At 60.7% G+C, this 11,978-nt stretch carries 15 protein-coding genes; 14 read left to right on the forward strand and 1 reads right to left on the reverse strand.

What is annotated here, in order from left to right:
- The first annotated feature begins 93 nt into the window (after nt 1-93).
- From C1A35_RS02930 to C1A35_RS02985, 12 genes are all read left to right on the forward strand, one after another.
- Nucleotides 94-435 (forward strand): DUF5681 domain-containing protein, encoded by a 342-nt coding sequence (locus tag C1A35_RS02930; protein ID WP_104662840.1) that lies wholly within the window; start codon nt 94-96, stop codon nt 433-435.
- Nucleotides 395-1,774 carry a terminase large subunit domain-containing protein gene (locus tag C1A35_RS02935; protein ID WP_440271490.1) on the forward strand — a complete coding sequence of 460 codons (1,380 nt, stop codon included), beginning with the start codon at nt 395-397 and terminating at the stop codon, nt 1,772-1,774. The genes C1A35_RS02930 and C1A35_RS02935 overlap by 41 nt, the downstream gene beginning before the upstream one ends.
- On the forward strand, nt 1,774-3,924 hold the full coding sequence (locus C1A35_RS02940; protein ID WP_104662842.1) for a portal protein: 2,151 nt from the start codon (nt 1,774-1,776) through the stop codon (nt 3,922-3,924). The genes C1A35_RS02935 and C1A35_RS02940 overlap by 1 nt, the downstream gene beginning before the upstream one ends.
- Nucleotides 3,924-4,166 carry a hypothetical protein gene (locus C1A35_RS02945; RefSeq protein WP_104662843.1) on the forward strand — a complete coding sequence of 81 codons (243 nt, stop codon included), beginning with the start codon at nt 3,924-3,926 and terminating at the stop codon, nt 4,164-4,166. The genes C1A35_RS02940 and C1A35_RS02945 overlap by 1 nt, the downstream gene beginning before the upstream one ends.
- 14 nt (nt 4,167-4,180) lie before the next feature.
- Nucleotides 4,181-5,200 carry a hypothetical protein gene (locus tag C1A35_RS02950; protein ID WP_158664950.1) on the forward strand — a complete coding sequence of 340 codons (1,020 nt, stop codon included), beginning with the start codon at nt 4,181-4,183 and terminating at the stop codon, nt 5,198-5,200.
- Between the two features lie 19 nt (nt 5,201-5,219).
- Nucleotides 5,220-6,230, forward strand: coding sequence for a DUF5309 domain-containing protein (locus C1A35_RS02955; protein ID WP_104662845.1), 1,011 nt, complete (start codon nt 5,220-5,222; stop codon nt 6,228-6,230).
- Nucleotides 6,231-6,242: 12 nt separating this feature from the next.
- Nucleotides 6,243-6,674 carry a hypothetical protein gene (locus C1A35_RS02960; RefSeq protein WP_104662846.1) on the forward strand — a complete coding sequence of 144 codons (432 nt, stop codon included), beginning with the start codon at nt 6,243-6,245 and terminating at the stop codon, nt 6,672-6,674.
- A 72-nt stretch (nt 6,675-6,746) separates the two neighbouring features.
- Nucleotides 6,747-6,974: a hypothetical protein gene (locus tag C1A35_RS02965; protein ID WP_104662847.1), complete on the forward strand. Its 228-nt coding sequence runs from the start codon at nt 6,747-6,749 to the stop codon at nt 6,972-6,974.
- Complete coding sequence (locus C1A35_RS02970; RefSeq protein WP_104662848.1) at nt 6,958-7,308, forward strand: hypothetical protein; 351 nt, start codon at nt 6,958-6,960, stop codon at nt 7,306-7,308. The genes C1A35_RS02965 and C1A35_RS02970 overlap by 17 nt, the downstream gene beginning before the upstream one ends.
- Nucleotides 7,308-7,931 (forward strand): phage adaptor protein, encoded by a 624-nt coding sequence (locus tag C1A35_RS02975; RefSeq protein ID WP_104662849.1) that lies wholly within the window; start codon nt 7,308-7,310, stop codon nt 7,929-7,931. Before C1A35_RS02970 ends, C1A35_RS02975 begins: the two co-directional genes overlap by 1 nt.
- The gene (locus C1A35_RS02980; RefSeq protein ID WP_104662850.1) at nt 7,928-9,382 is read left to right on the forward strand and encodes a hypothetical protein; all 1,455 of its coding nucleotides are present in this window, start codon (nt 7,928-7,930) and stop codon (nt 9,380-9,382) included. Before C1A35_RS02975 ends, C1A35_RS02980 begins: the two co-directional genes overlap by 4 nt.
- Complete coding sequence (locus C1A35_RS02985) at nt 9,382-9,741, forward strand: hypothetical protein (RefSeq protein WP_104662851.1); 360 nt, start codon at nt 9,382-9,384, stop codon at nt 9,739-9,741. Before C1A35_RS02980 ends, C1A35_RS02985 begins: the two co-directional genes overlap by 1 nt.
- Here C1A35_RS02985 and C1A35_RS35730 read toward each other — a convergent pair.
- Nucleotides 9,702-10,115: a hypothetical protein gene (locus C1A35_RS35730; RefSeq protein WP_158664951.1), complete on the reverse strand. Its 414-nt coding sequence runs from the start codon at nt 10,113-10,115 to the stop codon at nt 9,702-9,704. The two genes, C1A35_RS02985 and C1A35_RS35730, sit on opposite strands and share 40 nt — an antisense overlap.
- A 39-nt stretch (nt 10,116-10,154) precedes the next feature.
- Here C1A35_RS35730 and C1A35_RS02995 point away from each other — a divergent pair, with 39 nt between their 5' ends.
- Both C1A35_RS02995 and C1A35_RS03000 read left to right on the forward strand, forming a co-directional pair.
- On the forward strand, nt 10,155-11,015 hold the full coding sequence (locus C1A35_RS02995) for a hypothetical protein (protein ID WP_104662853.1): 861 nt from the start codon (nt 10,155-10,157) through the stop codon (nt 11,013-11,015).
- Nucleotides 11,016-11,978 (forward strand): hypothetical protein, encoded by a 963-nt coding sequence (locus tag C1A35_RS03000; RefSeq protein WP_104662854.1) that lies wholly within the window; start codon nt 11,016-11,018, stop codon nt 11,976-11,978.

Consider the following 11,978-nt stretch of genomic DNA (forward strand, 5'->3'; position numbering starts at 1 on the left):
GATGAGCACCTGGCGCCGGTTTCTGTCCTGGCTGGGCTTTCGCCGGCCGGCGGTCCATCAGCCGTTTGCGGTTCTGAAAACAGAGAGCAAACAATGGCTCGAAACCCAAACCTGAAGCCTTTCGTCAAAGGCCAGTCGGGCAACCCAGGCGGCCGGCCCAAGGGATTGGCTGCGAAGGCGCGCGAACACGCTGACAGGGCGCTCGACGTTCTGACGACAGCGCTTGCTGACGCGGATGCAAAGGTTCGCATCGCTGCGGCTCGCGAGATCCTTGATCGAGGCTACGGCAAGCCGGTGACGATGACGGCCGACGTATCGAGGAAGCTAGACGAGATCGATGACGATACACTCGATAGTGCAATCGATGCCCTCCGAGCAGCGACAGGCGTTGCTGATGAAGCTGGTGAGGGAGAGGGAGCGCCGACAGCGCATTAACCGGCTGCGGGACTATGTGCCGTATGCAAAGCAGGTCGAGTTCCACGAGGCAGGAGCTGCCTACCGCGAACGCCTGTTCATGGCGGGCAACCAGCTCGGCAAGACGCTCTCCGGTGCGGCTGAAGCTGCAATGCACCTCACTGGGCAATATCCGGACTGGTGGCCTGGTCGCCGTTGGGATCGGCCCATCACGATGCTTGCCGGCTCGGAATCATACGAACTGACCCGCGACGGCGTGCAGCGCTTGTTGATCGGGCCGCCTCTCAACGAAGAGGACTGGGGCACTGGCTATATTCCGAAGGCTGCCATTGTGGACACCACGCGCCGCGCTGGCGTGTCTGGCACGCTCGATAGCGTCACGGTTCGGCATCAGTCGGGTGGAACATCGACAATCCTTCTCAAGGCATACGAGCAGGGTCGCGGCAAGTGGCAGGCAAACACGGTTGATTATGTCTGGTTCGACGAAGAGCCTCCGGAAGACGTCTATTTCGAAGGGATAACGCGAACCAACGCCACCGGCGGCTCGATCGCCGTCACGTTCACGCCTCTCAAGGGCATGAGCACGGTTGTCGCGAGGTTCATCATGCCGGGTGAGGACGAGGGCGCCAAATACCGCACCGTCACCACCATGACGATCGACGACGCGGACCACTACAGCGAAGAGGAGCGGGCGCGGATCATCGCCAGCTATCCGGCGCATGAGCGCGAGGCACGCACAAAGGGTGTCCCGTCGCTCGGCTCTGGCCGCATCTTCCCGGTCTCGGAAGAGAGCATCACGGTTGCGCCTTTCGAGATCCCGAAGCACTGGGTTCAGATCGGCGGCCTCGATTTCGGGTGGGATCACCCGTTCGGCGCCGCCGGCTGCGCATGGGACCGCGACGCGGACGTGTTCTATGTGACGAAGGAATACCGCGAGCGCGAGGCAACTCCGCTCATTCACTCCGGCGCGCTGAAGCCCTGGGGCGCCTGGCTGCCGTGGTCATGGCCTCACGATGGCCTGCAGCACGACAAGGGCAGCGGCGAGCAACTGGCGGCGCAGTACCGCGGCCACGGCCTCAACATGCTGCCAGAGCGCGCCACGTTCGACGATGGGACAAACGGTGTCGAAGCCGGCTTGGCCGACATGCTGGACCGCATGCAGACGGGACGGTTCAAGGTCTTCTCGACCTGCACGCACTGGTTCGAAGAATTCCGGCTTTATCACCGGAAAGACGGGAAAATCGTGAAAGAGCGCGACGACGTGATTTCGGCTTCGAGATACGCGCTGATGATGAAGCGTCACGCTGAGATTGAGAGAGCGCAAGTTCTCGTCATGCCTAAACGGGAATGGGTTGTTTGATGGCTGCACGCGACAAGGCGATGGAAGAGGACGAGATCAAGGCTCTCGTCACGGCAGAGATTCGCGACGCCGAACTCTATTTCCGTGATGACGTGGTCCAGAACCGCGAACGCGCCATCAACTACTACAACGGCGAGATGCCCGACACGCCGGCCGCCGATGGTTGGTCCACGTTCAAGAGCCGTGATGTGTCAGACGTGATGGGCTGGGTTCTGCCTGGCATCATCCGCGTGTTCTCGGCATCCGACCGCATGGTCAACTATGAGCCGCGGCGCCCGGGTGACGAGCAGTTCACGGACCAGGCGTCCGACTACGCGAACTATATCTTCTGGGTCGACAACAACGGCTATCGCATCCTCTGGGACGCGACGCATGACAGCCTGTTGCTCGCCGACGGCATCGTGAAGACCTATTGGGACGACAGCGAGGAATGCGAATACTCGGTGCATTCCGGGCTCACGGCCGAGCAGGTCATGCTGCTGACCGACGAGGAAGGCGTTGAGATCACAGCGCAGGGTGAAGGTGAGCCCTACGTCGATGTCGACCCTATGACCGGCGAGCAAGTCGAAATCCAGACCTACGATGTGAAAATCAAGCGCGTCACCATGCAGGGGCGGCTGCGCGTCGAGACCGTCGAGCCGGAAAACTTTCTGGTCGACCGGAATGCAATCTCGATCGCCGATGCGCGCTTCGTCTGCCACCGCGACCCGCATGTGACCCGCTCGAAGCTGATCGAGATGGGCTTTGACAAGTCTATCGTCGATAGCATCCCGCGCTATACCTTCGGCTATTCGCAGCTCTCGGAAGAGGCGACGGCGCGCGACCCGAACGTCGTAACCGACAACATCGGCGACAAGTCGATGGATCGCGTCGAGCTTTACGAATGCTATGTGAAGGCTGATGTGAACGGCGACGGCATCGCGGAGACAGTGCTGGTCTACTACGCGGGCGGCAACGGCGCCGGCACGCTGCTTGACTGGGAAATATGGGACGACGATCTGCCGTTTTCGCAGATCCCCTGCGAGCCGGTGCCTCATCGCTTCGTCTCGCGATCGCTTGCCGGCGAGGTCATGGACGTTCAGCAGATCAAGACGGTCCTGTTCCGTCAGATGCTGAACAACCTGTATCAGGTGAACAACCCGCAGAAGGACATCGAGGCGGGGTCCGTCCTGAACATGAACGAACTGGTCAACCCGACGATCGGCGGGGTACTGATCCGAAAGGCAGGGTCGCAGCCGATCAAATACAACGTCGTGCCGTCCATCTTCGATTCCGCGCTCGCCGGCATCCAGGCGATGGATAACGTGACAGAGATGCGCACGGGGGTTTCGCGCGCCACGATGGCCCTCGACCCGATGACGCTGCAGAACCAGACGGCCACGGCCAGCCAGAACCAGCGGGACAGCGCCTATTCGCAGATCGAGTTGATTGCCCGCAACCAGGCGGAACTGGGTTGGAAAGACGTGTTCGCGAAGATCCTTCGCCTGATCGTGAAGCATCAGGACAGGCCGCGCACCATTCGCCTGCGTGACCAGTGGGTGGATATGGATCCCCGCCAGTGGAACGCCGGGATGGATGCCGTCATCAACGTTGGTCTTGGCACTGGCTCGCGCGACCGCGACATGTCGATGCTCAACATGATCCTGCAGAGCCAGATGGGCATCACAGACCGCTTCCAGGCATCGGGCATGACCCAAGAGGCCTTGGACATGGTGCCCCGCATCAAGAAGACGCTTGTCAAGCAGGCTGAGGCAGCCGGCATCCGCAATGGGGACGACTTCTATCCAGAGATCACGCCGGAGCGCCTGCAGCAGATCGCACAGCAGCAGGCCGACGCGGCGCAGCAGCCAGACCCGAAGGTTGCCGCCGACATGGCGAAGTCGCAGGCGGACATGGAGCTGAAGAGAGAAAGCCAGCGGCAGGATACGATGCTGAAGCAGGAACAGATTCGATCTGACGCCACCCTTAAGCGCGAGGAAATGGCTATAGATGGCGCACTGAAGCGCGAGCAGTTGAACAAGGAAATCCAACTGAAGCGCGAGCAACTGGCCGCCGAATTGGCCTTGAAGCGAGATACCGCAGTTCTCGGCGCGGCAGTCAAAGGCGCCTCTGCCTCGTCTGAGGTTCACGTGGGCGGGGAGCCTGGCTGATGACCATGGACAAAGAGTTTCTTGCCCGTGAGGCCGTGAGGCTTCGCGACGACCCCGTGTTTCGTGAAGCGCTGGCCCGGATCCGAGGTGATGCCGTTGAGCGTATGATCCAGACCCCGGCGGCCGAAACGGACAAGATCACCGAATTGCAGGCGCTAGCGCGAGCCTGTGACCGCCTCCCGAGCGAACTCGAGGCGATGATCCAGAGCGCCCAACCGCGACAAGTTCCCCGCGCTGTATAGCAAAGGAAAGTCTTATGACTGACACAGCTACGACCTCCCCGAGCGGGACCGTAGAACAAGCCCCCATGTCTTTTGATGCGGGGGTCGATGCCATTGAAAATCTGCTGTCCGACGACCCTGAAATGGATCTCGAAGGCGCAGGTGAGGCGCAGGCCAAGGAAGGCGACAGCGTTCAAGCCCAGGCTGAAGACGATGAGCCTGATCTGGTCCTTGATGACGATGACACAGACGAAGCAGCGGACGTTGCAGCCGATGCCTCTTCGGAACCCGCAGACGGCGTGATCATCACGCTTCAGGGCGGTGAGAAGATCAGCTTAGGCGATCTGAAGCGCAACAATCTGTATCAGCGTGACTACACCCGCAAAACCGAAGAACTGAAGCAGCAGCGCGAGCAGTTGCAGCAGGAATTCGACAAGCGGGCGAGCGACGCGGAAAACGATATCCGCCATCGACGCGATTTCATTCTGGACAACTGGAAGCGGTTTATCCCGCAAGAGCCAGACCGGGCAATGATGGACGAGCGGTCGGAAAAGTTCGACCCGATCGGCTATCTCCAGGCAAAGCAGAACTACGACGACACCGTCGCGGAGTTCAACGCCATGCACTCTGAGCGCGTGAACGAAGCCAACACGGCCGCTGAAAAGCAGAAGGCCGATGCGGAAGAGTTCGCACGTGAGGAGTGGGGCAAATTCCTCGCAAGCAACAAGCGTCTGCAAGACGAGACCAAGCTGAAAGCTTTCCGGGACGACGTGAAATCGATCGGCATCGAGCACTACAAGCTCAATGCCGAAGAGATCAAGTCCGTCACCGATCATCGCTATATGCAGGTTCTCGCCGACGCGATTGCCTATCGCAAGCTCGTCGCCAAATCCCAGGCGGCGAAGCAGGAAATCACTGCCAAGCCCAAGCTGCGCCAGCAGCAGCGGATGTCTCCGCAAACCGTCCAGTCCCGAGACCGTCAAGGCCGATTCGAGAACGCGCGCCAATCCGGCAGCCTCGACGCTGTCGCGCGATCCATCGAAGACCTCATCTAACGTCTGAAGGACAATCACCATGCCTCAGGTATCAAATACCTTTGAGACCTACGACGCCGTAGGCAACCGCGAAACCCTCGCGGATCGCATCTACATGATCACGCCCGAGGAAACCCCGTTCCTCTCCATGATCGGCAAGACCGACGTGGACGGCGTGCACCCGGAATGGCAGACGGACACGCTTGCCACCCCGGATACCGCCAACAACCAGCCGGAAGGCAACGATTGGTCTTTCCAGGCCATCACGCCGACGACCCGCGTTGGCAACTATTGCCAGATCTCCGACAAGCGCATCGTCGTTTCGAACACGCAGGAAGTCGTGTCGAAGGCCGGCCGCAAGTCGGAAATGGCGCGCGAAATCGCCAAGAAGGGCCAAGAGCTGAAGACCGACATGGAGGTCATTCTTCTGTCGAACCAGGCATCCTCGGCCGGCTCTGGCAACGCCGCATCGAACCGCCTTTCCGGCGGTTTCCGCGCTTGGCTCTCGTCCAACGACAGCCTCGGCGCTGGCGGCGCATCCGGCGGCTTCAACGCTGGCACTGGTATTGTTGACGCTGCCACCAACGGCACCCAGCGTGCCCTGACTAAGGCTCTTCTGGATACGACCATCCAGGCGACCTACATCTCCGGCGGCAACCCGACAACCCTTCTCCTCTCGCCCTACGCAAAGACGGTCTTTTCGACCTTCATGAGCGACGCCAACGTTGCGCAGCAGCGCTTCGCGGCCAAGGGATCGAGCCAGACGACCATCGTCGCCGCCGCTGACATGTATCTGTCGGACTTCGGCACCCTGACCGTCGTTCCGGATCGTCAGATGGCCCGCGCCGGCGCCACGATCGCCCGTAATGCCTTCCTCGTCGACCCGTCCATGGTTCAGCTCGGCACGCTGCGCGACATCGCAAAGCGCGACCCGGCTGAAACCGGCGACGCGAAGAAGAAGGTTCTGAACGTCGAATACACGCTCGTCGTGAAGAACGAAGCCGCCCACGGTGTCGTCGCCGACATCTTCGGCATGACCGCATCGAGCTAAGGAGACACGGATATGCCTTTCCAGCCCATCAATATCACGGCTGCCACGCTCTCCCTGGTCGCCTCGTCTCATGGTGAAGCCACGATCACGGCAAACCGTGCCGCCGGCATCACCTTCACGCTCCCGGCATCGGAAGGGAAGGGTGCGTATTTCCGCATCGTTGTCGGCACCACGATCACGTCGAACAGCCTGATCGTGAAGGTCGCCAACGCAACGGACGTCATGACCGGCACGGCAATCTTCGGCCAGGACGCGGCGGATACCGCCAACCTGTTCGAAACCGCCTCGACCTCGGACACGATCACCATGAACGGTTCGACAACCGGCGGCATCAAGGGCGACATCATCGAGCTTGAGGACATTTCCTCGGGCTTGTGGAGCGTCAAGGTGCTCGGCTCGGCCACCGGCACGGAAGCGACGCCGTTCTCGGCGACCGTCTCCTAATCCGGATCATCTCGAAACTTGGAAGGGCGCTCTCTGGGGCGCCCTTTTTGATTCCGCAACAGAGGATTTCCAATGGCACCCGAAGCAAAGAAGACCGAAGACAAGACTTTCCCGGTCAAGCTGCTCAAGAACTATCGCCCGCTCGGCGATTTCCTCATCGAGGGCGACGACGAACTGCGCGAGCCGACCGGTGATGAGCGGGCCAAGGTCAAAGCCGGCGCCGTCATTCATCTGCCGATCGACGAAGCCCGCGACATCGTCAGCAAGAAGATTGCCGATCGCAATGACGCAATCGCTTGATCTGCGCAACATCGACGGTGCGGCCTGGGAACTCGAAGAGGTCACCCCGCACTATCGCCGTTGGCTGCTGCCGCTCGGCGAAGGTCGCTTCATCCGCAAGACAGAGTTCTTGGCGGATGACGAGTTGATCAAGGAAAACCGGCAAGCCTTCAACGACAGCGAGGGCAAGCGCTGGGGCGACGGCCAGATCGTGGCTCGTGTCCCGCTGAACAAGCTCTACGGCAGCCAGGACCAGATCATGGAAAAGCTGCGCGAGGGCGACCGAGACCACCTGAAATGGTGGCTCAACTCCGAAGCCGCACGGCCATACCGCACATTCAAGGGGCGCATCTGATGGACTATGCAGGCCTTCAGGCCGCGCTGGCTGACTGGGCGGCGCGAACCGACGTCACAGCCACCATCCCGTCCTTTGTCGAGTTTTCGACGGCCATGTTCAATCATGGCATTCCCGACAAGGGCGTGGCTCCTCTTCGCGTGCGGGAAATGGAGGCGATTGCGACGCTGACGCCGTCTAGCGGAGCCGTCACGCTGCCGGCCGACTACCTGCAGTACATCCGCGTCGTTGAAGACGCGTCGATCCGGAGAGAACTGAAGTTCGTCACGGCGACGTATACGGATCAGGCGTACCCGGATCGCGCCGGAGGCTTGGCCTGTGATTTCACGATCATCGGCTCGTCGCTGACGATGTACCCGGTATCTGGCAATGACATCGAACTCACCTATTTCCAGGCAATCCCGGCTCTTTCGGACAGCAACACGTCCAACTGGCTGCTCGCGAAGCAACCGAGCCTCTACCTGCACGCCGGCTTGATGCAGCTTGCCCTCTACACCAAGGACAACGACCTGTTTTCCCGCTCGGCGGCGCTCGTCACAATGATCATCGACGGGCTGAATGCGACGAACGAACTCGCGATTTATGCGCGGGCAGGTACGCGAGTGCAGGGGATTGCACCTTGATCATCCCGTTCCCGGCCTTCGAGCCCGATCAAAGCCAGTTCGACGGCACCAACAGCAACAACGTGGTGAACGCTCTTCCTGTTTCTGACGGGTGGGGCCCGATGCCCGGTTTGACGGAGATTTCGCAGGCGCTTGGCGCTGAATGCCGCGGCGCGGTCTACGTCCGCACCTCAACGGGCACGTTCACGATCATCGCCGGCACGTCAAGCGCGCTCTACAAGCTCAACACGACCGACTATTCGTGGACCAATATCAGCGGGCCAAGCGCGCCGTATGCCGTCCCGCTTCAGGATTCTTGGACGTTCACGCGGTTTGGTGACCAGCTTGTCGCTCACAACATCGCCAATCCCATTCAGGTCTACGACATCGAGGCCAGCGGCAACTTTGCGGATCTGGCGGGCAGCCCGCCTAAGGCAAAATATTCCTGGGTGGCCGGAGACTTCCTCGTCCTCGGATATCTGGAGGGTGCCGTTGGGCAAAAGACCGTCCGTTGGTGCGGGCAGAACAACCTCGAGCATTGGACGATAGGCAAAGAAGGCGCAGACGTTCAGGAGCTTCCAGAAGGCGACGAGGTGATGGGCGGCTTCGGCGAGCAGGGTGGCTTCACTGTCATCCAGCGCGCCGGGATGCAGTATTTCCCTTTCGCTCCGTCTTCGGGGTTCACCTTCACGCGAACAGTCGTCAACCCGAAGCAGGGCACGCTTGCGCCGCGGTCGATTGTCTCGATCGGGCCGGGGGCTTTCTTCTACTTGTCCGAAGACGGGTTCTTCGGCGGCGTGGACCGCAAGCCGATCGGCGCGGAGAGGGTAGATCGCTGGTTTCTCGACCAGATCGACCAGACCTATCTTGCTGACGTTCAAGGGGCTGCTGATCCGTTCGAAAAAATCGTTTGGTGGCGCTACCGGGCGGCAAACGGCAGTTTTTACCGACTCGGATACGATTGGCAGCTTGACCGGTGGTGCACGACAGATTTGCAGGTCGGGGAGATGGTCGCGCTCGCCACTCCGGGCGTCACTTGGGATGGTCTTGACCTTCTCTACGCCAACATAGACGCTGCGATCGAGCCCTTCGACAGCCGTCTCTTTTCTGGTGGTCGCCCGACCTTCGCGACGTTCACGACCGACAACAAGCTGGCCTATTTCACCGGCCCGAACCTGCAAGCGACCATCGACACGGCAGAGAACGAGATCGATGGCATGCGCCGATCCTTCGTCAACGGGGCTCGCGTTGTCACAGACGCAACGAGTTTCACCCTCTCGGACGGTGTTTCCGCCTTTCACGGCGGCGCAATGACATTTTCGACCGCAAACAGCCCGCATCCAAGGACTGGGCTTGTGCCGTTCCGTTCGGACGGCCGGTTGCACAAACAGCGTCTGGTCGTTCCTGCGGGTGCGGTATGGAGCATTGTTTCATCGGTCAACGTCAACGCCCAGCCGAGTGGTGAGCAGTAATGAGCGTTCACGGCAACTACGCGGGCAACCCGGAACAGCCGGTTCACCAGGTGCTGACCAACACGTCTTTGACGGACATCGGCGATGCCGCCAAGAAGATGGTCAAGATCCTGGCATCGGTCGCCATCGCCAACCCGAGCGGATCGGGCGTGGACTGCTCTCTCTACTGGTACAAAGCTGCCACGGCTACGGACCATCTCATATGGTTCAAGACCGTTCCGACAAAAGACACGCTGTCAATCGCCGACCTGCCTGTCAGGCTAGCAGAGGGCGACAAGATCAAGGCGATCGGCGACAACACGGTTTGCGTGACGCTGTTCTATCTCGACTTGATCCCGCTCAACAGGCCGACCGTATGAGGATCGGGATTGCAAATGCGACCGAGGTTGATGCGCTGTGGCCGAAGCTCGCCGTCAGGTTCCAAGAAGCGATCGACGCCTGCGGGGATGATCTCGCGCTCGGTGATCTTTGGCAGTTGTGCAGGTCTGGAAACGCCTTCCTCGTCTGCGCCGTCTCTGGTGACGAGCCTGTCATGGGCGCCGTTCTCCAGTTCCAGAGATGGAGCAAGGGCCCAGTTCTGCGTTGCCTGATCATCGGCGGCGAGCAAATGGCTGCTTGGCTGCCCGACTGGATAGCCGCCGTGCGCGGCATGATGCGCGAGGGCGGCGCAACCAGATTTGTCTTCGACGGGCGAGACGGCTGGAGCGAAGTGCTCCGCCGATCGCTTGAGCATGCCCGAAAACTCCGCACGACCTACGAAGTGGAAATCTAGATGTCCGGTGGAAGCAAGACCCAAACGACCACGACGAACAACGCGCCCTGGTCGGCGGCACAGCCTGCGCTGAAAACCGGGCTGGATCAGGCTCAGAACCTCTTCAAGGCCGACCCGACAGGGCAAAACAGCGTCTACAAGGGCTCGACCGTCGTTCCGTGGTCGTCTCAGACGCAGAACGCCATGAATGCGATCCAGACGAACGCGCAGGACAACATCAACAACCCGACCGGGACGTCCAGGCAGTATCAAGACATCATCAACCGCGGCGGGTTGACTACGGCGCAGCAGAATGCCCTTCAGAACACGCAGAATACCGCCAATGCTGCATTCGATATCAACGCGAACCCTGCCTTCCAGCAAGTGCTTAAGCAGGCACAGGATTCCGCATCGAATGCGGTCAATTTGAACGCTGGTGCGGCTGGACGCTACGGCTCCGGTGTCCATCAGGGCAATTTGGCTCGCGAAGTCGGCGACCTGACAAGCCGGATGGTCGGGCAGGAATACCAGAACTGGCAGAATCGTCGCGATGCTGCAAACACCAATCTTTTCAATATGAGCCAGCAAGGTTTCGGGAACATTGGAGCGGCCTATCAGGGGCTGAACAAGCCTGCGCAAGACCTGATGCAGGTCGGCGGCATGAATGAAGACTTGGCGACGCGCCAGAAGAACGATGAGCTACGGCTGTTCAACGAACAAGCCAACGCGCCGTGGAACCAACTTGCGCGGCTCAATGCGATCGCCTCGGGCGCCGGCTCTCTCGGCGGCACGCAGACGACCGCGCAGCCAGGGCAAAACCCGTTCTTGAGCGCACTCGGCTATGGGGCCACTGGTCTAGGCCTACTCGGAGGTATGTTCTAAATGGCTGGTCCGTTCGACTTCCTGCGCAACAACAATCAGGCGCTCACGCAACTTGGTCTCGGGCTGCTTTCCGGCCGCACTGGTCAGGAGCAGGCCGCCGCCGGCGCTGCAGGTCTTGCGCAGGGCATCAACCAGAACAAGACGATGCAGTTCCTGGCGAAGCAGTATCCCGACCTCGCCGAAGCCGTGCAGTCGGGCGCGCTGACGCCTGGGGATGCGTGGAAGATGGCCTATCAGCAGAAGCTCTCGGCAGAGAAGCCGAAGTCACCGATCGAGGTGAATGGGCGTCTGGTAGACCCGACGACATACGAGGTGCTTGCCGATTTCAGCAGCGCGCCGAAGGGGCCGGAGCCGACAGCGCTGATGCGGGAACTTGAGGCGGCCGGACTGCGCCCCGGAACGCCCGAGTATCAGGAGGCCATTCTTGCCAACAACCGGCCGAAGGGCATGATGGTCGAAAGCGACGGGCAGGGCGGTTTCCGCATGGTTCAGGGCACCGACGTTAGCGGCGGCGCGAACCTGAATGTTGAGCAAGGAAAGAACACCGGCTTCCTCATTCGGGCGCAGGACGCCAACAAGACGATCGGCGCGAAAGAGGGTGAAGGAACGAGTCTTTGGAACAAGGCGATGCGCAATGTCCCTGGCGGCCTTGGCAACTACGCGATCAGCGATGAGGCGCAGCAACTCGACCAGGCCAAGCGAGATTTCATCAACGCCGTGCTTCGTCAGGAATCTGGCGCCGTGATCTCCGACGAGGAATTTGCGAACGCCGAGAGGCAATATTTTCCGCAGCCAGGTGACAGCCAGCAGGTGATCGAGCAGAAGCGCCGCAACCGTGAGAACGCTGTTGCTGGCTTCCGCATTCGCTCTGGCCCTGGGGCGAGCGCCGTTGATCAGATGCAGCCGCCGGCCGCGCAGCCGCAACCTGGCGTCATCGACTACTCCGACTACTTCAAGCAGTGA

The organism is Ensifer adhaerens (genome assembly GCF_002940685.1).
Classification (GTDB): domain Bacteria; phylum Pseudomonadota; class Alphaproteobacteria; order Rhizobiales; family Rhizobiaceae; genus Ensifer; species Ensifer adhaerens_E.

Excerpts from the sequence above, each read along its gene's own strand:
- C1A35_RS02960 (WP_104662846.1), top strand. The coding sequence starts at position 6,243 with ATGCCTTTCCAGCCCATCAATATCACGGCTGCCACGCTCTCCCTGGTC.
- C1A35_RS02995 (WP_104662853.1), top strand. The coding sequence starts at position 10,155 with ATGTCCGGTGGAAGCAAGACCCAAACGACCACGACGAACAACGCGCCC.
- C1A35_RS02970 (WP_104662848.1), top strand. The coding sequence starts at position 6,958 with ATGACGCAATCGCTTGATCTGCGCAACATCGACGGTGCGGCCTGGGAA.
- C1A35_RS02955 (WP_104662845.1), top strand. The coding sequence starts at position 5,220 with ATGCCTCAGGTATCAAATACCTTTGAGACCTACGACGCCGTAGGCAAC.
- C1A35_RS02950 (WP_158664950.1), top strand. The coding sequence starts at position 4,181 with ATGACTGACACAGCTACGACCTCCCCGAGCGGGACCGTAGAACAAGCC.
- C1A35_RS02930 (WP_104662840.1), top strand. The coding sequence starts at position 94 with ATGGCTCGAAACCCAAACCTGAAGCCTTTCGTCAAAGGCCAGTCGGGC.
- C1A35_RS02940 (WP_104662842.1), top strand. The coding sequence starts at position 1,774 with ATGGCTGCACGCGACAAGGCGATGGAAGAGGACGAGATCAAGGCTCTC.
- C1A35_RS02935 (WP_440271490.1), top strand. The coding sequence starts at position 395 with ATGAAGCTGGTGAGGGAGAGGGAGCGCCGACAGCGCATTAACCGGCTG.
- C1A35_RS02985 (WP_104662851.1), top strand. The coding sequence starts at position 9,382 with ATGAGCGTTCACGGCAACTACGCGGGCAACCCGGAACAGCCGGTTCAC.
- C1A35_RS35730 (WP_158664951.1), bottom strand. The coding sequence starts at position 10,115 with ATGCTCAAGCGATCGGCGGAGCACTTCGCTCCAGCCGTCTCGCCCGTC.
- C1A35_RS02965 (WP_104662847.1), top strand. The coding sequence starts at position 6,747 with ATGGCACCCGAAGCAAAGAAGACCGAAGACAAGACTTTCCCGGTCAAG.
- C1A35_RS02945 (WP_104662843.1), top strand. The coding sequence starts at position 3,924 with ATGACCATGGACAAAGAGTTTCTTGCCCGTGAGGCCGTGAGGCTTCGC.
- C1A35_RS03000 (WP_104662854.1), top strand. The coding sequence starts at position 11,016 with ATGGCTGGTCCGTTCGACTTCCTGCGCAACAACAATCAGGCGCTCACG.
- C1A35_RS02975 (WP_104662849.1), top strand. The coding sequence starts at position 7,308 with ATGGACTATGCAGGCCTTCAGGCCGCGCTGGCTGACTGGGCGGCGCGA.